The sequence below is a fragment of the Pseudomonas sp. NPDC096950 genome (assembly GCF_044762525.1).
Taxonomy (GTDB): Bacteria; Pseudomonadota; Gammaproteobacteria; order Pseudomonadales; family Pseudomonadaceae; genus Aquipseudomonas.
Genome location: NZ_JBIWEL010000015.1, coordinates 117,255 through 136,423, shown reverse-complemented (window position 1 = coordinate 136,423; position 19,169 = coordinate 117,255). Strand labels below are relative to the sequence as shown.

At 60.5% G+C, this 19,169-nt stretch carries 22 protein-coding genes; 13 read left to right on the top strand and 9 right to left on the bottom strand.

The genetic code is table 11. The features are described 5' to 3' along the window. The first annotated feature begins 10 nt into the window (after positions 1-10). From ACIQY3_RS22040 to ACIQY3_RS22030, 3 genes are all read left to right on the top strand, one after another. Positions 11-289 (top strand): hypothetical protein, encoded by a 279-nt coding sequence (locus ACIQY3_RS22040; protein ID WP_054051974.1) that lies wholly within the window; start codon positions 11-13, stop codon positions 287-289. 89 nt (positions 290-378) lie between these two features. Then, positions 379-1,146, top strand: a complete 768-nt coding sequence (locus tag ACIQY3_RS22035; protein ID WP_403023506.1) for a CHAD domain-containing protein — start codon at positions 379-381, stop codon at positions 1,144-1,146. A 236-nt stretch (positions 1,147-1,382) separates the two neighbouring features. Then, the gene (locus tag ACIQY3_RS22030; RefSeq protein ID WP_403023504.1) at positions 1,383-2,180 is read left to right on the top strand and encodes an acyl-CoA thioesterase; all 798 of its coding nucleotides are present in this window, start codon (positions 1,383-1,385) and stop codon (positions 2,178-2,180) included. Between the two features lies 1 nt (position 2,181). On the opposite strand, the gene ACIQY3_RS22025 is transcribed toward ACIQY3_RS22030, so the two are convergent. From ACIQY3_RS22025 to ACIQY3_RS22015, 3 genes are all read right to left on the bottom strand, one after another. Further along, a complete protein-coding gene (locus ACIQY3_RS22025) occupies positions 2,182-2,544 on the bottom strand; it encodes a terminase (RefSeq protein WP_403023502.1) in 363 nt (120 codons plus the stop codon). Positions 2,545-2,748: 204 nt separating this feature from the next. Continuing rightward, positions 2,749-4,233 carry a methyl-accepting chemotaxis protein gene (locus ACIQY3_RS22020; RefSeq protein ID WP_403023499.1) on the bottom strand — a complete coding sequence of 495 codons (1,485 nt, stop codon included), beginning with the start codon at positions 4,231-4,233 and terminating at the stop codon, positions 2,749-2,751. A 148-nt stretch (positions 4,234-4,381) separates the two neighbouring features. Continuing rightward, the gene (locus tag ACIQY3_RS22015; RefSeq protein WP_290025036.1) at positions 4,382-5,191 is read right to left on the bottom strand and encodes a TatD family hydrolase; all 810 of its coding nucleotides are present in this window, start codon (positions 5,189-5,191) and stop codon (positions 4,382-4,384) included. A 234-nt stretch (positions 5,192-5,425) separates the two neighbouring features. On the opposite strand from ACIQY3_RS22015, the gene ACIQY3_RS22010 reads away from it, so the two are divergent. The 3 genes from ACIQY3_RS22010 to ACIQY3_RS22000 all read left to right on the top strand — a co-directional run bounded on the left by ACIQY3_RS22010 (position 5,426) and on the right by ACIQY3_RS22000 (position 7,942). Further along, on the top strand, positions 5,426-6,847 hold the full coding sequence (locus ACIQY3_RS22010) for a transglycosylase SLT domain-containing protein (RefSeq protein ID WP_403023495.1): 1,422 nt from the start codon (positions 5,426-5,428) through the stop codon (positions 6,845-6,847). A 103-nt stretch (positions 6,848-6,950) separates the two neighbouring features. Beyond that, positions 6,951-7,385: a DoxX family protein gene (locus ACIQY3_RS22005; RefSeq protein ID WP_403023492.1), complete on the top strand. Its 435-nt coding sequence runs from the start codon at positions 6,951-6,953 to the stop codon at positions 7,383-7,385. A 248-nt stretch (positions 7,386-7,633) separates the two neighbouring features. Further along, positions 7,634-7,942: a class I SAM-dependent methyltransferase gene (locus ACIQY3_RS22000; protein WP_403023490.1), complete on the top strand. Its 309-nt coding sequence runs from the start codon at positions 7,634-7,636 to the stop codon at positions 7,940-7,942. An 18-nt stretch (positions 7,943-7,960) separates the two neighbouring features. Here the strand turns inward: ACIQY3_RS22000 and greB are convergent, their stop codons facing one another. From greB to ACIQY3_RS21985, 3 genes are read right to left on the bottom strand one after another with little or no spacing between them, the layout of a single operon-like run. Next, positions 7,961-8,458, bottom strand: coding sequence for a transcription elongation factor GreB (gene greB / locus ACIQY3_RS21995; RefSeq protein ID WP_129436988.1), 498 nt, complete (start codon positions 8,456-8,458; stop codon positions 7,961-7,963). Positions 8,459-8,491: 33 nt separating this feature from the next. Further along, complete coding sequence (locus ACIQY3_RS21990; RefSeq protein WP_403023485.1) at positions 8,492-10,996, bottom strand: ABC transporter permease; 2,505 nt, start codon at positions 10,994-10,996, stop codon at positions 8,492-8,494. After that, positions 10,996-11,679 carry an ABC transporter ATP-binding protein gene (locus ACIQY3_RS21985; RefSeq protein WP_007939984.1) on the bottom strand — a complete coding sequence of 228 codons (684 nt, stop codon included), beginning with the start codon at positions 11,677-11,679 and terminating at the stop codon, positions 10,996-10,998. Before ACIQY3_RS21985 ends, ACIQY3_RS21990 begins: the two co-directional genes overlap by 1 nt. Positions 11,680-11,689: 10 nt before the next feature. Between ACIQY3_RS21985 and ACIQY3_RS21980 the strand changes: the two genes are divergently transcribed. The 3 genes from ACIQY3_RS21980 to ACIQY3_RS21970 all read left to right on the top strand — a co-directional run bounded on the left by ACIQY3_RS21980 (position 11,690) and on the right by ACIQY3_RS21970 (position 13,847). Further along, positions 11,690-12,295 carry an arylesterase gene (locus tag ACIQY3_RS21980; RefSeq protein WP_403023482.1) on the top strand — a complete coding sequence of 202 codons (606 nt, stop codon included), beginning with the start codon at positions 11,690-11,692 and terminating at the stop codon, positions 12,293-12,295. A gap of 56 nt (positions 12,296-12,351) precedes the next feature. Then, on the top strand, positions 12,352-12,645 hold the full coding sequence (locus ACIQY3_RS21975) for a hypothetical protein (protein WP_003226812.1): 294 nt from the start codon (positions 12,352-12,354) through the stop codon (positions 12,643-12,645). 230 nt (positions 12,646-12,875) lie between these two features. Then, complete coding sequence (locus ACIQY3_RS21970; protein ID WP_403023479.1) at positions 12,876-13,847, top strand: L,D-transpeptidase family protein; 972 nt, start codon at positions 12,876-12,878, stop codon at positions 13,845-13,847. Positions 13,848-13,970: 123 nt separating this feature from the next. Here the strand turns inward: ACIQY3_RS21970 and oprI are convergent, their stop codons facing one another. Then, entirely contained in the window at positions 13,971-14,222 is a 252-nt protein-coding gene (oprI, locus tag ACIQY3_RS21965; RefSeq protein ID WP_002553018.1) for an outer membrane lipoprotei OprI, read from the bottom strand. 645 nt (positions 14,223-14,867) lie between these two features. Here oprI and ACIQY3_RS21960 point away from each other — a divergent pair. Further along, a complete protein-coding gene (locus ACIQY3_RS21960; RefSeq protein WP_020800382.1) occupies positions 14,868-15,155 on the top strand; it encodes a GNAT family N-acetyltransferase in 288 nt (95 codons plus the stop codon). A gap of 64 nt (positions 15,156-15,219) precedes the next feature. Here ACIQY3_RS21960 and ACIQY3_RS21955 read toward each other — a convergent pair whose 3' ends face one another. Together ACIQY3_RS21955 and ACIQY3_RS21950 are read right to left on the bottom strand one after the other, a co-directional pair. Further along, positions 15,220-16,296: a 3-deoxy-7-phosphoheptulonate synthase gene (locus ACIQY3_RS21955; protein ID WP_095128921.1), complete on the bottom strand. Its 1,077-nt coding sequence runs from the start codon at positions 16,294-16,296 to the stop codon at positions 15,220-15,222. Between the two features lie 129 nt (positions 16,297-16,425). Beyond that, the gene (locus ACIQY3_RS21950; protein ID WP_403023471.1) at positions 16,426-16,869 is read right to left on the bottom strand and encodes a PilZ domain-containing protein; all 444 of its coding nucleotides are present in this window, start codon (positions 16,867-16,869) and stop codon (positions 16,426-16,428) included. Between ACIQY3_RS21950 and ACIQY3_RS21945 the strand changes: the two genes are divergently transcribed. From ACIQY3_RS21945 to ACIQY3_RS21935, 3 genes are read left to right on the top strand one after another with little or no spacing between them, the layout of a single operon-like run. Then, on the top strand, positions 16,868-17,254 hold the full coding sequence (locus ACIQY3_RS21945) for a thioredoxin family protein (protein WP_403023468.1): 387 nt from the start codon (positions 16,868-16,870) through the stop codon (positions 17,252-17,254). The genes ACIQY3_RS21950 and ACIQY3_RS21945 overlap by 2 nt on opposite strands. Then, a complete protein-coding gene (locus ACIQY3_RS21940) occupies positions 17,251-18,204 on the top strand; it encodes a putative 2-dehydropantoate 2-reductase (RefSeq protein WP_403023465.1) in 954 nt (317 codons plus the stop codon). The genes ACIQY3_RS21945 and ACIQY3_RS21940 overlap by 4 nt, the downstream gene beginning before the upstream one ends. 24 nt (positions 18,205-18,228) lie before the next feature. Continuing rightward, positions 18,229-19,134, top strand: a complete 906-nt coding sequence (locus ACIQY3_RS21935) for a 5'-nucleotidase (protein WP_054052013.1) — start codon at positions 18,229-18,231, stop codon at positions 19,132-19,134. Positions 19,135-19,169 lie beyond the last annotated feature (35 nt).

The window sequence follows — 19,169 nt, the reverse complement described above, 5'->3', positions numbered from 1 at the left end:
GGTGTTATCGATGAAAGCCTGGATCTGTGTGCCTTTGATTGCCCTGGCATTGGCCGGTTGTGCCGGCAAAACTGCGTACCGCGACAGCTGCGGCACCCAGATCGATGCGGCCTGGCATGAGCTGGACCTGGCCAAGGCCGAAGGTTTCGCTGGCACCGTCAGTTACTCCAAGGCCCTGTCGCTGTTGACCGGCGCCAAGACCCAGCAACAATTCGAAGCCTACGAAGGTTGTACCAGCAAGGCCGAGAAGGCGCGTTTCTATATTCGTGAGTCGCGCGCCGGTCGATAAGCGCATGATGTAGCTCAAGGCCTGCGGCTTGCGCGGCAGGCAGGATGATATTGAGCGGGATAACGGAATCTCGATTCAGGGAGCAAATGATGTCTGCCTTGGTTGACCGGTTGGTGGCTCAAGTCTTGAGCATTGAAGTCCGTTTGCTGGCCTGCCAGGCACGCTTGAGTGCCCGCACTGACCCGGAGGCGCTGCACGATTTGCGCACCACGGTGCGGCGCTTGCGCAGTCTGTTGCGACCGCTGCGGGGTTTGCCCGGAGTCGAGCAACTGGAAAGCGCGGCGTCCGGGGTCGGTGAGCTGACCACGCCGCTGCGCGATCGCGAAGTGCTTGCGGCGTACTTGCTCGAGCACGATCAACCCGAGGCGGCGCAGCGGCGCATGGCGCAAATGGACGTGGCTTACCCGACCGTTGCGACCAGCCCGCAAGTCATTCAACTGCTGATGATCCTCGACGCCTTTCCGCGCTTCCTGCGCGCCTCCCAGCGTCAGGGGTTGCTCACGGGATTGCGCAAACGCATCGAAAAACGCCTGGCCAAGCAGTGGAAAAAACTGGACGAAGCCCTGCACGATCCAGCCCATGATCCCCATCGTTTGCGCTTGTTGATCAAGCGTGTGCGCTACGGCATCGAGGCCTATCCCGAACTGGATCGCCTGCCGAAAGCGGCGATGCCACGGCTCAAATCGGCTCAGGCTGCTTTGGGCGATTGGCACGACTGCTGGCAGTGGTTGCTACGGGCGGAACAGGAGGCGGATTTGCTGCCTTGTGTCGCGGTCTGGAAAACCACCATGGCCAAGGCTGAAGGTCGTGCTGACCGGGTGCTCGATAAACTCAGCAAGGCCTGCTTCAAGTCCTGAAAACACCACAAAATCAAGTGTGGGAGCGGGCTTGCTCGCGAATGCGGTGTGTCAGTCACCACCTGTATTGACTGACACACCGCATTCGCGAGCAAGCCCGCTCCCACATTGGTTTTGTGTTGAACATGAGGCGTGTGCGGCTCATCTGTCAGTGCATTTGGCCGGAATAAGCGCTGTATCCCCCCCGCAGGCTGGTTAAGATCCCTTCATCCTTTTCCCGCATTCTTGAGGTTCCCATGCGCTTTTCCGATCTGCTCGATGCTGTGCGCAGCCAGCCGCAGGAGTTATCCATTCCCGCCGAATGGGGCCAGGGCAGGGCTACTTTCGGTGGCCTGATTGCCGCGTTGCAGTACGAAGCCATGCGCGCGAAAGTCCCGGCGGATCGTCCGGTGCGTTCCCTGGCGATCACCTTTGTCGGCCCGGTCGAGCCGGATGTGCCGGTCAGTTTTGAAGTCGATGTGTTGCGCGAAGGCAAAGCCGTCAGCCAGGTGTTGGGCCGGGTGATGCAGAAAGGTCAGGTGGTGACGTTGGTCCAGGGCAGTTTCGGCGCCTCGCGACCTTCCGAAGTGGCGGTGGAAGCCCAGCCTGCGCCCGAGATGAAACACTGGGACGACTGCCAGGAACTGCCTTACATCAAAGGCGTGACCCCGGAATTCATGAAGCATCTGGCGATGCGCTGGAGCGTCGGCGGATTGCCGTTCACCGGCAATAAATCCCGGGACATGGGTGGTTGGGTGCGGTTGCGCGGGGATGTGAAGGAAGAGGCGATCAGCGAGGCGTATATCCTCGCGCTGGTCGACGCCTGGCCACCGGCCCTGTTGCCGCACCTGAACAAACCGGCGGCGGGCAGCACGCTGACCTGGACCATCGAGTTCGTCCAGCCGCTGTTGGCGCTGAGCACGTTGGACTGGTGCAAATACCTGGTGGACATCGAACTCGCCCGTGACGGCTACGGCCACGCGGCGGCGAAGTTGTGGAGCGCTGACGGTCAGTTGATTGCCATGAGCCGGCAGACCGTGACGATCTTCGCCTGACTCAGCGACGGTGGCGCTTACGCCAGGCGCGCCACCAGCCACCGCTGAGGAAAAACCGTGGGAAGGTCAGGAACTGCTCGACCAGCAAGCGTGACATCGCGTCTTTGCGATCGGTGAACGGCTCGGAGGCTTGCGCCTCCAGGCTGTGCCCGTGGCGCTGCAAGCCCAACGCAGCGATAACGCCAATCACGCCGATCACGACATTCAGCAAACTCAGGCTGAACACCCCGGACACGATCAACAAGAACCCGATGATGAACAGCGGCACGGCGATCAGGTGTATCGCCAGGTTGGTGGGGTGCTGGTGATTGTGCGGGTAGGACTTCCATTGCCAGGCCGGAAGGTTGGGGTGACGTTTGCCCATGATGAAACTCCTCAAATCCATGTTGAACACAGGTTTGAAGAATAGGCGGGGCGGCGGTGGGCGGCGAATCAAGGTTGGCTATCGAAGTGATAGCGGTAATGGTCAATATTGATGTTGACCGGGCGGACGCCTTCGCGGGCAAGCCTCGCTCCTACAAGGGATCGCGGTCTACTGTAGGAGCGAGGCTTGCCCGCGAAGAGGCTCTCAGAGTTTCAACTGCCCGATAGCCCTGCTCAATTCCCCAGCCAACGTCGCCAACTCATTACTGGTATTCGCCGAGTCCACGGTCTGCTGCACAGTGTTCTCGGTCACATCACGAATGCTCACCACCGAGCGATTCATTTCCTCCGCCACATGACTCTGCTGCTCGGCGGCCACGGCGATTTGCGTGTTGCTTTCACGCATCTGCGCCACTGCGCTGGTGATTTGCGCCAGCGCCGCTCCGGCTTCCTGAGCCTGCTGCACGCAGTCATCGGCCTTAAATGAGCTCTCCTGCATGAAGTCCACCGCGTCCCGGGTTCCGGCCTGCAAAGCGGAAACCATCAAGGTGATTTCATCGGTGGAGGTTTGCACGCGCTTGGCCAGGTTGCGTACTTCATCGGCCACCACTGCAAAGCCTCGGCCCATTTCACCGGCCCGCGCGGCCTCAATAGCGGCGTTGAGCGCCAGCAGGTTGGTTTGCTCGGCGATGCTGTGAATCACACTGACCACGCCGTTGATCTTTTGGCTGTCCTCGGCCAGGCGCTGGATCATCTCGGCGGTCTGCTGCACACCGCTGGACAACCCGGCAATCGACTTCTGCACCCGACTGACCACTTCCTGGCCACTGCCGGCCAGGGTGTCGGCGCTTTGCGACAGGTCGCGAGTGGCGCCGGCGTGCTGGGCGATGTGATACACCGTGGCGGTCATTTCATTGATCGCGGTGGCCGCCTGATCGGTTTCGCTTTGCTGGCCGAGCATGCCGTGGCGCACTTCATTCATGCTCGACGCCAATCGCGCCGCACCGACATCCAGTTGCCGGGCGGTGTTGGCGACCGTATTGACCACCCGCTGATAACCGGCCTGCATCGCGTTGAACGCGTTGGCCATCTGCCCGACTTCATCCTTGCAGGCCAGGGGCACCCGGGCCGACAGGTCGCCGGTTTTCTCGACGTGCAGCATTACGTCTTTCAAGGTGTTGAGCTGGCTGAGCAAAAAGCGGATCAACAACTGTGAAGCCCCAAGCATCGCCAGCATCAGGATCGCCACCGCCATCGCATAGTTGAAGAAGCGTTCGCTGAACACCTGGCTCAGGCTTGGGCCGTAAGCGATCACCGCGACTTGCTGGCCATCGGCGCGACTGAACACCTCGGCGCCCATCAGCGAAGTGTCGCCGAACAGCGGCATGGCATTGATCTCGACCCAGCCGTTGTTGGTATCCGTCAGCTCCAGAACCGGTTGTTCGTTCAGCCGTGGGGCCTGTCCGTGACTGAAGATCAGCACGTTGTCAGTTTTGGGCAGCGGCTGCCCGGCGGGCCAGGCGTTAAGCAATCGCGCCTGGGCCTGGGCCGAGGCCTGGGACGCGTGGCTGCGGGCCTGCTGTTCGAGCTGTACGGCGTACAGCACTAACAGCAGGGTGGTGACAAAGGCGACCGCATTGACCGCCCAGAATTTGTATTTCAGCGAGATGTTGCTAAGCCAGGCACCCATAGGAAGGTCTTCTCTGATAGCGGAAACAGCATTGGCAAGGTGCCAGTATTGTGCCGCTACTCAGCGATTAGGATCTTGATGCAAGTCAACGCCCACTACTGTTGCAATGTGGGAGCGAGCAAGCCCGCTCCCACAGAGGGAATTGTGGTTATTGGGGAAGTGTGGGCAGGTTGAAGAATGCCCGCGCACACGCCGTCGTATGCGCCGCCAGGTCCTCTTCGCTTTCCTCACGATGCAACGCCACTTCGCGCAGCACTTCGGTCAGATACGCCGGCTCGTTACGCCCGTTCTTCGGCTTCGGCCTTAGGCTGCGCGGTAGCAGGTACGGCGCATCGCTCTCCAGCATCAAGCGGCCGCGCTTGATCTCTTTCACCAACGGATGCAGGTGCGTGCCCCGACGTTCATCGCAGATCCACCCTGTGATGCCGATGTGCAAATCCAGGTCGAGGTAGCTAAACAGCGCTTTCTTTTCACCGGTGAAGCAATGCACCACGGCGGCCGGCAACTGGTCGCGGTAGTCGCGGAGGATTTCCAGCAGACGCTGGCTGGCATCGCGCTCATGCAAGAACACCGGCAATTGCAGCTCGACCGCCATGGCCAGGTGCTGTTCGAGCACCTTTTCCTGCTGCGGGCGCGGTGAGAAGTCGCGGTTGAAATCCAGCCCGCATTCGCCCACGGCCACCATGTTCGGCTCCTTGAGCAAACTGCGCAGGCGCTGTTCGCTGTCGGCGTTCCAGTCGCTGGCGGAATGGGGGTGAATGCCGGCGGTGGCGAACAGCCGTTGCGCGCTTTCATCCAGTTGTCGACACAGCTCCAGGGCTTGTTCGCTGCCGTCGACGCTGGTCCCGGTGAGCACCAATTGGCAGACACCGGCCGCGTAGGCGCGATCGAGTACAGCCTGGTGTTTATCGTCGAAACTGGGGTTGGTCAGGTTGACGCCGATATCGATGAGTTGCATGGTGCTACCTCGGACCAAAGGCCGGAAAGCATATCAGAGCTGTAGATTTATAAGAAAAGCCAAGAACTACAACGAGTTGAAGCTGTCTCTTGATGCCGCGAGACAGGTCGGGTTGGTGAAACTGCCATCACTGTGCCAGTCTTTCGCACTTTGCCAGCGCTCCAGGCGCTCTGTTTCTGTCGTTCGATGTCATGAATTTTCGTGAGGTCGACCAGTATTCTTTCCGGAGAGTGGATGACACGTCCCTCGGTTTTGCTACTGCTGTGTTGTTCGTTGCTGCTGCCGCTGCCGGCGGTTGCGCGTCTGGCCGGACCGCTGCAAGCCGTGCCGGCCACCAAGGTGCGCGACCTGGCGGAAATCCGCAGCAGCCGAGTGCTGAAGGTCTTGGTCAACCAGAGTCGTAACAGCTCCGGCGAAGTCCAGGGCCAGGCCATCGGCGTCGAATACCATCGCCTGCGTGCCTTCGAGCAATACCTCAACGGCCACGCCCGCGACGGCCAGGAAATCACCCTCAAGATCATCCCCAAAGCCAAAGACCAATTGCTCGGCGCCTTGCAGCGTGGAGAGGGCGATCTGGTGGCGCCGGGGGAGTTGCTCGATCCGCAATCCGGCCACGCGGTCAGTACCAGCGAACCGATTGCCAGCAACGTGCCGCTGATTCTGGTCGGGATCAAGGGCGAACGCCGCTACACCAAACTCGAACAGCTCTCCGGCAAAACCCTGGCGTTGCCCACGGGCAGTGCCGCCGGGGATGCGGTCAGCCAGATCAATCAGAAACTCGCTCTGCACAAATTGGCGCCGATATCGGTTGAGTGGGTCGATCCCAGTTTGGCGGTCGAGGACGTGCTGGAGATGGTCCAGGGTGGCATCTTCCACCTGACCATCGTCGAGCAACCGATCGCCGAGCGCTGGGGCAAGATCCTGCCCAAGTTGCGCTTCGATCGGCAATTGCTGATCAGCGAACCCGGCGAGGAATACTGGTTCGTGCGCCGCGATGCGTCGATGCTGCGGGCCAGTATCGATCGCTTCCTGACCACCTATAAAAAGCCGTCGGATGAGGACGTGGCATTCCTGCGTATCTACCGACGGCTGTATCAAGTCCACTATCCGCTGGCCAAGGCTGACCGACAGCGTCTGGAAAAACTCCGTCCGGTGTTGCAGAAACACGCGGACGCCCAAGGCATGGACTGGCTGAACCTGGCGGCGCTGGCGTTCAAGGAGTCGGCGCTGCAACCCGAGGCGCGTGGTGGCGGCGGTCCGACCGGCCTGATGCAGATTACTCCGTCCGCCGCCCAGCGCGTCGGGGTGAACAATATTCAGAACCTCGACGCCAATGTGCAGGCCGGGGCCAAGTACCTGGCGATGATCCGCCGTAAATTCTTCTCCAGCCCCAAACTCAACGAGCGCGAGCGTATGGCGTTCGTGCTGGCGGCCTACAACATGGGGCCGGAACGGGTTCAAGGCATGCGCGCCGAGGCTCGGCGTCGGGGTTTGAATCCGAATCAGTGGTTCTTCCAGGTCGAGCGCATTGCCATGGAGCAGGTGGGGATGGGCGCCGTCAGCTATGTTAATAGCGTGAACAAGTATTACTTGGCGTTCGATCGGGAGCGGGAGTCGTTGGAGCCCCAGGGGCAAAAAGTCGCCTCACGGAAATAATCGACTAAACTGATGGTTATGGCGAAATATTTGCGCTTTTATCATTCGATTTAACGATTAATATAGCGGCCAACCAACACACACATTCAATGGATGACACAGCATGAGCTCACTGATCAACAAGGTACTGTTTACCCGCGCTGGCTACGGCCTGACTGTTCTGCGGATCTTCGTCGGCATCATCTTCGCGGCCCACGGTTCGCAGAAACTCTTCGGGATGTTCGGTGGCTACGGGATTGCCGGCACCGCGCAGTACATGGAAAGCCTGGGCCTGGCGCCGGGTCACCTGATGGCGATCCTGGCGGGTGGTACCGAGTTCTTCGCCGGCCTGGCCTTGATCATTGGCCTGCTGGTGCGTCCGGCGGCACTGGGGTTGATCTTTCTGTCGCTGGTGGCGATCTTCACGGTGCACATCAGCAACGGTTTGTTCATGGCCAACAACGGTTATGAGTTCGCCCTGGCCCTGCTCGGTGGCAGCATCGCGGTACTGATCGAAGGTGCCGGCAAGCTTTCGGCGGACCGTGCCATCGCTGGCTGACCGCTCTGGCTCAACGAAAAGGCCCGCATTGTGCGGGCCTTTTTTGTTGCGCGTCATTCTTGACACTGTCCGGTCAGGTTCTCTAGGATGCTGCTCATGCGCCGATTTAAACAGCTACTTGCGGGGCGCCAGGTGACTCATTCAGTTGCCGATAGAAGCCTGGAACAGGCTTCGAAATACCGCTAAAGCGCTGGTTCGGTGTTGCCTCTCACCTGCCATGCAGACTTTCGAGGTAGAGACACGACCCAATGAATGCACTAAGCCCCGTTGTACGCCCCGCGCCGATCACGGCACACCTCACCCAGCGCAATCCAAAAATCCTGCTTGGCGGCAAACATCAGCCGACGCTTCTGCGTTATCTCGATGGCTGGCCACGTCGCACCGGCGGTCCTGCCGCGTTCCTGATCCAGTTTGTCGAAGACGGCGAGTCCCTGGCGCGCTTTGCCAGCGACAGTTTCGATCTGGCGGTGATTCAGTCGCCCACGCTTGAAGACGCACCGGAAGTGATCCGGCAGCTGACCAGGGTTGCCCGTCAGGGGTTGATTACCCGGCGCTGAGGCTTACAGCGCTGCGGCTCATAGATAATCGATCGCCACGATATACACGCACTGCTCACCGGTCGGTGTCTGGACCCGCACTTCAGCGTCCAGCGCCTTGCCGATCAGTGCCCGCGCCAGCGGCGAGTCAATGCTGATCAGGCCCAGTTTCAAGTCCAGTTCATCCGGGCCGACGATGCGATAGCGCGATTCCTTGCCGTCCTCATCTTCAATCGTCACCCAGGCGCCGAAGTACACCTTGTTCGGATCGCTGGGTTTTTCACTGACGACTTTCAGGGCTTCCAGGCGCTTGGTGAGAAACCGCACGCGGCTGTCGATCTCGCGCAGCATTTTCTTGCCGTAGGTGTACTCGGCATTTTCCGAGCGATCACCCTGGGCCGCCGCTTCGCTGACCGATTGCGTCACCTGCGGCCGGCGCACGTGCCAGAGTTCGTGAAACTCGGCGCGCATCCGCGCTTCACCTTCGGGGGTGATCAGCGCGGTGCCAGCGGTGCGGGGAGGGCGATAACGGCTCATGGCGACTTCTTTTGTTAGAGAGTGCTGAGTCTATCAACCCTCGCGCAAGACTGTCAGGGGGCTGGCGTTCAACGCGCGCCGGGTGCCGAAGACACCGGCACCACCGATCAGCACCGCGCCGATGACTGGCAGCACCAGCAGCCAAGGATGCGGGTGCCAGGGCAGGTCGAAGGCGTAGCGGTAAAGCACCAGGCTGACCAACTCCGAACCCAGTGCCGCCAGCAAACCGCTGACCGCGCCGAGCAAGCCGAACTCGATCCGTCGGGCCTTGACCAGCAATTGCCGCTCGGCCCCCAGTGCCCGCAGCAGCGCGCCTTGGCGAATCCGTTCATCCAGCGTGGCTTGCAGGCCGGAAAACAGCACCGCCATCCCCGCCGCCAACACGAACAACAACACGTACTCCACCGCCAGGGTGACTTGGGCGAGGATGCTGCGCAGCTGTTCCAGCAAGGCTTCGACTTGCAGGATGGTCACTGCCGGGAAGGCGCGGGACAGATCGACAATCTGCTGATCGTGACCCGCCGCCAGGTAGAAACTGGTGAGGTAGGTCGCCGGCAGATCCTTCAAGGTGCCGGGCTGGAAGATCATGAAGAAGTTCGGCTGGAAGTTGTCCCAGTTGATCTCTCGCAGGCTGGTGACTTTCGCTTCGCGATTGACCCCGCCGACGGTGAACACCAGATGATCACCCAACTTGAGCTTCAGGCTTTCTGCAACTTTGCCTTCGACCGACACGCCGGGAATTTCATCCGGCGTTTGTTCGGTCCACCAGTTGCCGGAGGTAAGCTTGTTGCCCGCCGGCAGGTCCGCCGCCCAGGTCAGGCTCAGGTCACGCTGGATCGCCCGGTCGCCGGCCGAATCCTTGCTGACGATGTCCTGCACCGCTTCGCCATTGATGCTGATCAGCCTTCCGGGCACCACCGGGTATAGCGGCGCCGATTGCGCCGACAGTTCGATCAGGCGATCGGTGAAGGCTTGTTTGTCCGCCGGCAGGATGTTCAGCGCGAAATAATTCGGCGCGTTTTTCGGTAGCTGGTTTTGCCAGGTGTCGAGTAACTCGCCGCGCAGCAAAGCGATCAGTGCCATGGACAACAGGATCAAACCGAAGGCCAGGGATTGGCCAGCGGCCGCCAATGGGTGACGCAGTAACTGACCCAGGCCCAGGCGCCACGGCAAGGACGCGCGGGCCAGCATCCGGCGCAGGCTTTTGAGCAGCAACAGCAGTAAACCGCCGAGCACCACGGCGGCGATCACGCCACCACCCAGCAGGGCGAAGGTCAGGACCAGGTCCAGGCTCAAGCGCCACATGATCAGCCCGAGCGCACCCAGCGCCGCGCCGTAGACCATCCAGGTGCTGGACGGGATCGGCAACATATCTCGACGCAATACCCGCAGTGGCGGCACCCGCCCGAGTGCGGCCAGTGGCGGCAGGGCGAAGCCGGCCAGCGCCACCAACCCGGTGCCGATCCCGGCAATCGCTGGCAACAAGCCGCCCGGTGGAACGTCGGTGGGCAGCAAGTCATGCAGCAGCGCAAACAACCCGAGCTGAGCGAGCCAGCCGAGCAGGGCGCCGCTGAGGCTGGCGAGCAGGCCGAGCACTGTCAGCTGCAAACTGAACAGCACCATGGTTTCCCGGCGGGACAACCCCAGGCAACGCAGCAATGCACTGGCATCAAATCGGCGCGTGGCAAAGCGGGTCGCCGACAGCGCCACCGCCACCCCGGACAGCAAGACCGCCACCAGGCTGGCCATGTTCAAGTAGCGCTCGGCCTTGCCCAGCGCACCACCGATCTGCCGATTCCCGTCCCGGGCATCCTGCAGACGCTGGTTGGCGGCGAGGCCGGGCTTGACCAGTTGGCGATAGGTTTCCAGCGCTTGGGCCTTGCCGCGCCAGAGCTCGCGGTAACTGACCCGGCTGCCGGGCTGCACCACGCCGGTGGCGGTGAGGTCGCTGAGGTTGATCAACACTCGCGGCGTCAGGCTGTAGAAATTGCCGGCGCGATCGGGTTCATAGGTCAGCACTCGTGTCAGCTTCAAGGTCTTCATGCCGACATCGATGCTGTCGCCGATCTTCAGGTCCAGCGCCGTCAGCAAGCGTGCTTCGACCCAGGCTTCGCCGGATTTCGGCCCGCCCCCGGTTTCTTCCGGGGCGAAGGGCGCGGGGGCGCTTTTCAGTTCGCCGCGCAGCGGATAGACATCGTCGGCTGCCTTGATGCTGGACAACTGGATGCCGTTGTCGGTGGCAATGACGCTGGAGAATTCCACCACTTGGGCGTGTTCCAGCCCAAGCTCGGTGCCGCTCTTGATCTGTTCCGTTCGCGCCGGCGAACTGCCTTCGAGCAACAGGTCAGCGCCGAGAAACTCAGTGGCGCGCAACATCATGGCGCCGTTGAGGCGAGCGCCGAAATAGCCGATGGCGGTACTTGCCGCCACGGCCACCAGCAAGGCGAAGAACAACACCCGCAGCTCACCGGCGCGGGCATCGCGCAACAGTTGGCGGATGGCGAGGCTGAACAGGCGCAATAGCGGCAAGCGTGCCATCAAGGCTCCAGAGGGGCGACCAGCAGGCCGGCTTCAAGGCGGATCAGGCGCCGGCAGCGATGTGCCAGGCGTTCGTCGTGGGTCACCAACACCAGGGTCGTGCCGCGTTCCTTGTTCAATTCGAACAGCAGGTCGCTGATGCGCTCGCCGGTGTGGCTGTCGAGGTTGCCGGTGGGCTCATCGGCGAACAACACGTCCGGTTCAGCGGCAAACGCCCGGGCAATCGCCACGCGCTGTTGTTCGCCGCCGGAGAGCTGGCGCGGCGAGTGAGTCAGGCGCTGGCCCAGGCCAACTCGCTGCAGCAATTCGGTGGCGCGCTCCCGGGCATCTTTGCGGCCGTCGAGCTCCAGGGGCAGCATGACGTTTTCCAGCGCGTTAAGACTGTCGAGCAACTGGAACGACTGAAAGACGAACCCCACATGCTCGGCGCGAATGCGTGCGCGCTGGTCTTCGTCGAGATTGCTCAACCCCTGGCCGGCGAGGGTGACTTCGCCACTGCTCGGCAGGTCGAGGCCAGCCAGCAGGCCGAGGAGGGTGGACTTGCCGGAACCGGAGGCGCCGACAATGGCCAAACTGTCGCCCTTGTTCAGTTCCAGGCTGAGTTCGTGCAGGATAGTCAGTTCACCTTCCGCGCTGGGAACCACTTTGCTGAGGTTCTTCGCGGTGAGAATGCTTGCGCCCATGGAGAATCCGATGCGTGTGTGGTTTTTGAGTGCTGGCCTGGCCTTGATGTGCATGGCCCAGAACGCAGCGGCGGGTACAGTCCTGATCGTTGGCGATAGTATCAGCGCCGGTTTCGGACTGGATACCCGCTTGGGGTGGGTGTCGCTGCTTGAGCAACGGCTCAAGCGCGAAGGTTTCGACGATAAAGTGGTCAACGCCTCCATCAGCGGCGACACCAGTGCCGGAGGCCAGGCACGCCTGCCGGCGCTGCTTGCAGAGCATAAACCGGAGCTGGTTATCCTCGAGTTGGGAGGCAACGACGGCTTGCGCGGAATGCTGCCAACACAATTGCAACAAAACCTTGCGGCGATGATCGACAGCTCCAAGGCGAGTGGTGCCAAGGTCTTGTTGCTGGGGATGCAACTGCCGCCGAACTACGGTGCTCGTTACACCGAGGCGTTTGCGAAGGTCTACGGCACACTGGCGGACGAGAAAAAAATCCCGCTGGTACCGTTTTTTCTCGAAGGAATCGGCGGTCATCCAGACCTGATGCAAGCCGACGGCCTGCACCCGGCTGCGGTGGCTCAGGACAAGTTGCTGGAAAATGTCTGGCCGACACTGAAACCGCTGCTTTGACGCTTTTCTAGTGGCGGTGTTTCGGCTAAGGTGGCGCCCCCGATTTGGAGCCCCCGATGCCGCGTCCTGCCTGGTCCCTTTTTGCCTACCAACTGATCGAGCCTGACGAGCAGCTGGATCTGTTCGCCTGCCAGGAAGTGCGGGTGCATCTGGTGACGCGTCAGCTGGAGCTTGGTGGTTCAGCGGACCGGACCCTGTGCGGCAGCCTGTTGCCGGCGCAGCCGCGCTGGTCGAGCGTGGATCGCCGGGTGTTCCAGGACCAGCGTTTGTGCTCACTGTGCCGGGCCATCCTTGAATCGCAGAAGCGCGGCACTTCGCCGATCTGGCCGGAACTGCGGTTCGAGCTTTAGACCCCCTGTGGGAGCGGGCTTGCTCGCGAAAGCGGTGTGTCAGTCTCCTTATCATTGACTGACACACCGCTTTCGCGAGCAAGCCCGCTCCCACATTTGATCTCGCCGCGACTCCCACATGAAAAAAACGTCATGTATCGCCTGCTACGTTCTCGACCTCCCCGAATTTACGGGCGCCGGTGTACAATCGCCTTCTTATACCCTTGTCGATCATGCGAAGGATTTTCCGGATGTTGCCGCGCTTTCCTGCCGTCACCCGCTGCCTGACCCTTGCCGCCCTCTGTGTGGCCGGTCCAGTTTCAGCACTAGAGCTGCCTCTACCGCCCCCTGGTGAAGACATCATCGGTCAGGTGCAAGTGATCAAGGCCAAGTACGAAGATACCTTCGCCGACCTTGGTACCACTTACGACCTGGGCTATTCGGAAATGGTCGCGGCCAACCCGGGCGTCGACGCCTGGCTGCCGGGTGCTGGCACCGAAATCATTCTGCCGACCCGTTTCATCCTGCCGCCGGGTCCGCGTGAAGGCATCGTCATCAACCTGGCCGAGTACCGCCTCTACTACTACCCGAAAGGCCGGAATGTGGTGTACACCTTCCCGCTGGGAATCGGTCGTGAAGGTTGGGGTTCGCCGATTGCCCACACCACTATCACCGCCAAGACGCCGAACCCGACCTGGACCCCTCCAGCTTCGATCAAGGCTGAGCACGCCGCCGACGGTGACCCGTTGCCGAATGTGGTGCCGGCTGGCCCGGACAACCCGCTGGGGCCGTTCAAGTTCAGCCTGGGCACCCCGGGCTACCTGATTCACGGCTCGAACAAGAAATTCGGCATCGGCATGCGCACCAGCCACGGTTGTTTCCGCATGTTCAACAACAACGTGCTGGAAATGGCGAGCATGGTGCCAGTTGGTACGTCGGTGCGGATCATCAACGACCCGTACAAGTTTGGCCTGAGTGGCGGCAAGGTTTATCTTGAAGCGCACACGCCGCTGGACGACAACGGCAATCCGTCGGTGGTCGACAAGCACACCGCGGTAATCAACGCGATGCTCAAGCGTGAAGACATCACCAACAACCTGCGCATGAACTGGGATGTGGTGCGTGACGTGGTCGCTGCCGAAGATGGCCTGCCGGTGGAAATCGCCGTGCCGAATACCTCCGCACCGATGGTGTCGAGCGTGCCGGTCGATCTGCAGCAGTAAGCACGAAAAAAGAACCCGCCGACGTTGGCCGTCGGCGGGTTTTTTTATGGCCGGTACTAAACGCCGGGCATAAAAAAAGCCGACCCATAAATGGATCGGCTTGATAACAATCCCGAAGGACTATTACTTGCGGCTAGCTTTGTCCAGCATGCGCAGAGCACGCTCGTTAGCTTCGTCAGCAGTCTGTTGTGCTTTTTGAGCAGCAGCCAGAGCTTCATCAGCTTTACGGTAAGCTTCGTCTGCACGAGCCTGGGAGCGAGCAGCTGCGTCTTCAGTAGCGGTCAGACGTGCTTCGGTTTCTTTCGATACGCTGCTGCAACCGGTAGCCAGAACTGCGGCCAGAGCCAGAGCAGAGAATTTCAGAACGTTGTTCATCGTGTTCCCCTTCAAGGACTTTCTATTAAGTAGCTGTCTCCTCAGAGTGAGGAAATAGCCGGCGTACATACTACCCATTACTTGTCGTAAGTAAACTGACGTAAAGCAAGAAGCAAAAAAAATTGTAGGCGTTGATTCTTTTTCGAGCAACTTTTAACTGCTCTGGATAAAAAATACCCAGCTGCAAGGCCCGAGATGAGCGAGCCGCATGAGAAAAGTTCCCTATTCCGAAGGCAGTATTTCCGGTCTTTGTTAAAGTCTGTCTACATGCTTTCGTCTACACTTTTGTTCGGATTTTGCGCAGCGCCTCTCATATCTTTCTGCATGTTGAGGTGACTTTAACGAAGGGCGCTCGTCTTAAGTCTCAACATCCGGCAATGTTCAGGCTTTCGACCCGGGAAGATCTTCGGTCGAGCCGTCCCTGCATCACCCGGAGCAGCACCCCGCAGCCCCCCTCGGCATGATGACGAGCGTACCTTGAGCATTTTCGCCAATGGTGCCTACTATTTGATACGTGCCCAGGTTGCGCGAGATCGGTGTCGCTCTTCTCGGTGTCCATTCAGGCACAGGGTGGCGTAGATGTTCCTTCGCCGGAAAAACATCGGTAAGGTAGGGGTCAGAATCCAAGACCCGCGAGGAGTAGTGATGAGCGAGGCGTTGTCCATCCACCATGACCAGGCTGGTCATCAGTTCGAGACCAATGTGGACGGTCATCGTGCCTACCTGACCTATATGGATCTGGGGAAACAGACCCTGGATATCTATCGCACCTTCGTGCCCAACGCACTGCGTGGCCGTGGCATTGCGGCGGCATTGACCGAGCAGGCCCTGCAGTACGCCGAAGAAATGGGTTACACGGTGATTCCATCGTGCTCCTACGTGGAGCGCTACATGGAACGTCATCAGCGGCACGCGGCCAAGCTGAGCCAGTAAACGCAACGCATAAAAAAACGCCGGGTTTAAGCCCGGCGTTTTTTTTGTGCCTGAAAAACAACGATCAACTGCGATCGCGTTTCGGCAGCACGTCCTTGAGCTTGGCATGCATGCTGCGCAAGGTGTTTTCGGTAGCGGTCCAGTCGATGCAGGCGTCGGTGATCGACACGCCGTATTGCAAGTCGGCGAGGTCTTTCGGGATCGCCTGGCAGCCCCAGTTCAAGTGACTCTCGACCATCAGGCCGATGATCGACTGGTTGCCTTCGAGGATCTGGTTGGCGACGTTCTCCATCACCAGCGGTTGCAGGGCCGGATCCTTGTTGGAGTTGGCGTGGCTGCAATCGACCATGATGTTCGGCTTGATCTTGGCCTTGTTCAGCGCTTGCTCGCAGAGCGCGACGCTGACCGAATCGTAGTTCGGCTTGCCGTTGCCACCGCGCAATACCACGTGACCGTAGGCGTTGCCCTTGGTGGTGACGATCGACACGCCACCTTCCTGGTTGATACCCAGGAAACGATGCGGGCTGGAAACCGATTGCAGGGCGTTGATCGCGACGGTCAGACCGCCGTCGGTGCCGTTCTTGAAGCCGACGGCCGAGGACAGGCCGGAAGCCATTTCACGGTGAGTCTGGGATTCGGTGGTGCGCGCGCCGATGGCCGACCAGCTGATCAGGTCCTGCAAGTATTGCGGGGAGATCGGGTCGAGGGCTTCGGTGGCGGTCGGCAGGCCCATCTCGGCCAGGTCCAGCAACAACTGGCGACCGATGTGCAAGCCATCCTGGATCTTGAACGAGTCGTCCAGGTACGGATCGTTGATCAGACCTTTCCAGCCGACGGTGGTACGTGGCTTCTCGAAATACACGCGCATGACCAGATACAAGGTATCGGACACTTCGGCGGCCAGAGTCTTCAGGCGTTCGGCGTATTCGTGGGCAGCCTTGATGTCGTGGATCGAGCACGGCCCGATCACCACGAACAGGCGGTGGTCGGTGCCATCAAGAATGTTGCGAATGACTTCGCGGCCCTTGGTCACGGTGCGCAGGGCAGCGTCGCTCAAAGGGATATCACGCTTGAGCTGATCGGGAGTGATCAGGGTTTCGTTGGAAGCGACGTTTAGGTCGTTGATCGGTAAATCAGCCATCGTTTACTCGTCAGGTCACGGGTGCCGGCCGCCAGCGAACCCGCGCGGCGGAGCACAGCAAATTAAGCGCGTCGGGGGACCCGAACCTTAGCGCGTTACGCGCCTGCTCGACAATGGGCAAACACCGGTTTAATCCAGCACTGGCTGAGCAAAAGCCTTGCGGACCGTGTCATTGGAGAACTCGTCGGCGTGCTGCTGCACCCATTCGAGGGCCAGGGCTTGAGTTTCCTGCAGATCATCATGGGCATCATGCAGTCGGCAATAACGCTCGATCTGGCACACCTGCTCGCCCATCCGCGCACTGAACAGCATCTGCTCATCGACAAAGGCAATGCCCACCAGGTAGCCGCGTTTTCGGCGCAGGCACCAGGCCACGTAGCCCAGAAAACGCAAGTCGGGGTTCAAGGTCGGCATGCGCACTTCCAGCGCCGTGCCGTGGCGCCAAGCGCGGTGGTAATTGCAAGCCATGCCACCGAGGCTGATAGTGTGCAGCCGTTGCCGTGAAATGCACTCATGTTTGAGCAGCGTAAGTTCCACGGGCACATCGTCAGGATGAGGAAGAAAACGTCCCATGAACACGGACTCCCTGTGTCGCCCATTTGACATTGTTTCCCCCAGTATAGTGGTCGAATCGGAACTGACCGATTTTGACGCCGACCAACGGCTGCTGGCGATGAGCGGCGTTTCCCTGGTGATTTTCACCAGTGTCGGCTGCGCCAGTTGCCGTTTTGCCCGCGAGCAATTGCCGAGACTCGATCTGGCGATCGACCGGTTGTGCTGGATCGACGCCGCCGACAACGGTGGGTTGGTGGAACGTTATGAGGTCTTTCATTTGCCGGCGCTGTTTGTGGTGCGCGACGGTGAGTTCTTTGGAGCGGTACAGTCGCGCCTGACCGACACCGAACTGAACCGGGCGGTGGGCCAGGCGCTGAGTCGAATTGCTGAGGAGTTGCCATGATGGGAGCAGTTGCCAAGCCGACAATCGGCATTATCGGGACCGGCGCAATTGGTGGTTTCTACGGGGTGATGCTGGCGCGCGCCGGTTTCGATGTGCATTTTCTGTTGCGCAGTGAATTTTCCGCAGTCGCCGAGCGCGGGCTGCAAGTCAACAGCGCGGTGCATGGCGCGTTGACGCTGAATCCGGTCCAGGCTTATTCAGCGGCCGAAGACATGCCAGCGTGCGACTGGTTGCTGGTGGCGGCGAAGAGCACCAGTCCGGGTCTCGCACCGATCATCATTGAAGCCGCAGCGCCTGGTGCCAAAGTGTTGTTGCTGCAAAACGGCCTCGACGTCGAAGACAGCTTGCGAGAGTCGCTGCCCGATTCGCTGCATGTGCTCGGTGGGCTGTGCCTGATTTGCGTCCATCGCGAAGGTCCGGGTGTGATCACCCATCAGGCCCTCGGCGCGGTCAATGTCGGTTACCACAGTGGCCCGGTCAGCGACGACGCTGCACGCATGGCGCTGGTCGAAGAGGGGGCCGGGTTGTTCCGTACCGCCGGTATCGATTCCCAAGCCATGCCCAATCTGCATCAGGCGCGCTGGCAGAAACTGGTCTGGAATATTCCTTATAACGGTCTGTCGGTTTTGCTGGGGGCGAGTACCACTCCGCTGATGGCGGATGCCGACAGCCGCGCGCTGATCCAGGCATTGATGGCCGAAGTGGTGCAGGGTGCCAGGGCGTGTGGTCACGACATACCGCCCGGTTACGCCGACTACCTGTTTATGATGACCGAGAAAATGCCCGACTATTGGCCGAGCATGTACCACGATTTCCTGCACAAGCGACCGCTGGAACTGGAGGCGATTTACGCCCGTCCACTGGCGGCGGCGAAAGCGGCGGGATGTGAGCTGCCACGCATCGAGGCCTTGTATCGGGCGCTCGGTTTTATTGATCGACGTAACGTTTGAGTCGATCCACCAGAGGGGAAAGGCATGGCCAAGGACATAGATGACAAGTTGGTGCTGGCGATTTCCTCGCGAGCGCTGTTCGACCTGAGCGAAAGCCACAAGGTCTATCTGTCGGACGGGGTCGAGGCCTATCGGCAATACCAGATCGAACACGAAGACGAAGTCCTCGCGCCCGGTGATGCGTTCCCGCTGGTGGAAAAACTCCTGAACCTCAACGCCAGTCTGGGGCGTGCCCGAGTCGAAGTGGTGCTGGTGTCGCGCAACAGTGCCGACACCGGACTGCGGGTGTTCAACTCGATTCACCACTACGGCCTGGCGATTTCCCGTGCGGCGTTTGTTGGCGGGCGCAGTCCCTATCCCTATCTCAAGGCCTTTGGTTGCGACCTGTTTCTCTCGACCCATGCCGAAGACGTGCGCAGCGCGCTGGACGCCGGTTTTGCTGCCGCGACCATTCTGTCCGGCGGTGCGAGCCGTGCCGCCAGCGATGAATTGCGCATTGCCTTCGACGGTGACGCGGTGCTGTTTTCCGACGAGTCAGAGCGGGTCTATCAGTCCGGTGGCCTGGAAGCGTTTCAGGCCAGTGAACGTGAATCAGCCCGCGAGCCCTTGCGCGGCGGACCGTTCAAAGGCTTCCTAGCGGCGTTGAATTTGTTGCAGCGCGAGTTCCCCGAAGACGCCTGTCCGATCCGCACCGCACTGGTCACCGCGCGTTCAGCGCCGGCCCATGAGCGCGTGATTCGCACGCTACGTGAGTGGGATATTCGTCTGGACGAATCGCTGTTTCTAGGCGGCCTGACCAAAGCAGCTTTTTTGGAAGCGTTTGCCGCCGACGTGTTTTTCGACGATCAGGCCGGTCATTGCGAGCTCGCGCGCGAAGTGGTCGCCACCGGTCATGTGCCACATGGCATAAGCAACGAGCAGAAAGTTTAAGCCCTTGCTTCAAGGTGTTACGCGGCCCGTCGTAC

Bases quoted from the DNA above. Each gene is read 5' to 3' on its own strand.
- ACIQY3_RS22040 (WP_054051974.1), top strand. From the start codon at position 11: ATGAAAGCCTGGATCTGTGTGCCTTTGATTGCCCTGGCATTGGCCGGT.
- ACIQY3_RS22035 (WP_403023506.1), top strand. From the start codon at position 379: ATGTCTGCCTTGGTTGACCGGTTGGTGGCTCAAGTCTTGAGCATTGAA.
- ACIQY3_RS22030 (WP_403023504.1), top strand. From the start codon at position 1,383: ATGCGCTTTTCCGATCTGCTCGATGCTGTGCGCAGCCAGCCGCAGGAG.
- ACIQY3_RS22025 (WP_403023502.1), bottom strand. From the start codon at position 2,544: ATGGGCAAACGTCACCCCAACCTTCCGGCCTGGCAATGGAAGTCCTAC.
- ACIQY3_RS22020 (WP_403023499.1), bottom strand. From the start codon at position 4,233: ATGGGTGCCTGGCTTAGCAACATCTCGCTGAAATACAAATTCTGGGCG.
- ACIQY3_RS22015 (WP_290025036.1), bottom strand. From the start codon at position 5,191: ATGCAACTCATCGATATCGGCGTCAACCTGACCAACCCCAGTTTCGAC.
- ACIQY3_RS22010 (WP_403023495.1), top strand. From the start codon at position 5,426: ATGACACGTCCCTCGGTTTTGCTACTGCTGTGTTGTTCGTTGCTGCTG.
- ACIQY3_RS22005 (WP_403023492.1), top strand. From the start codon at position 6,951: ATGAGCTCACTGATCAACAAGGTACTGTTTACCCGCGCTGGCTACGGC.
- ACIQY3_RS22000 (WP_403023490.1), top strand. From the start codon at position 7,634: ATGAATGCACTAAGCCCCGTTGTACGCCCCGCGCCGATCACGGCACAC.
- greB (WP_129436988.1), bottom strand. From the start codon at position 8,458: ATGAGCCGTTATCGCCCTCCCCGCACCGCTGGCACCGCGCTGATCACC.
- ACIQY3_RS21990 (WP_403023485.1), bottom strand. From the start codon at position 10,996: ATGGCACGCTTGCCGCTATTGCGCCTGTTCAGCCTCGCCATCCGCCAA.
- ACIQY3_RS21985 (WP_007939984.1), bottom strand. From the start codon at position 11,679: ATGGGCGCAAGCATTCTCACCGCGAAGAACCTCAGCAAAGTGGTTCCC.
- ACIQY3_RS21980 (WP_403023482.1), top strand. From the start codon at position 11,690: ATGCGTGTGTGGTTTTTGAGTGCTGGCCTGGCCTTGATGTGCATGGCC.
- ACIQY3_RS21975 (WP_003226812.1), top strand. From the start codon at position 12,352: ATGCCGCGTCCTGCCTGGTCCCTTTTTGCCTACCAACTGATCGAGCCT.
- ACIQY3_RS21970 (WP_403023479.1), top strand. From the start codon at position 12,876: ATGTTGCCGCGCTTTCCTGCCGTCACCCGCTGCCTGACCCTTGCCGCC.
- oprI (WP_002553018.1), bottom strand. From the start codon at position 14,222: ATGAACAACGTTCTGAAATTCTCTGCTCTGGCTCTGGCCGCAGTTCTG.
- ACIQY3_RS21960 (WP_020800382.1), top strand. From the start codon at position 14,868: ATGAGCGAGGCGTTGTCCATCCACCATGACCAGGCTGGTCATCAGTTC.
- ACIQY3_RS21955 (WP_095128921.1), bottom strand. From the start codon at position 16,296: ATGGCTGATTTACCGATCAACGACCTAAACGTCGCTTCCAACGAAACC.
- ACIQY3_RS21945 (WP_403023468.1), top strand. From the start codon at position 16,868: ATGAACACGGACTCCCTGTGTCGCCCATTTGACATTGTTTCCCCCAGT.
- ACIQY3_RS21950 (WP_403023471.1), bottom strand. From the start codon at position 16,869: ATGGGACGTTTTCTTCCTCATCCTGACGATGTGCCCGTGGAACTTACG.
- ACIQY3_RS21940 (WP_403023465.1), top strand. From the start codon at position 17,251: ATGATGGGAGCAGTTGCCAAGCCGACAATCGGCATTATCGGGACCGGC.
- ACIQY3_RS21935 (WP_054052013.1), top strand. From the start codon at position 18,229: ATGGCCAAGGACATAGATGACAAGTTGGTGCTGGCGATTTCCTCGCGA.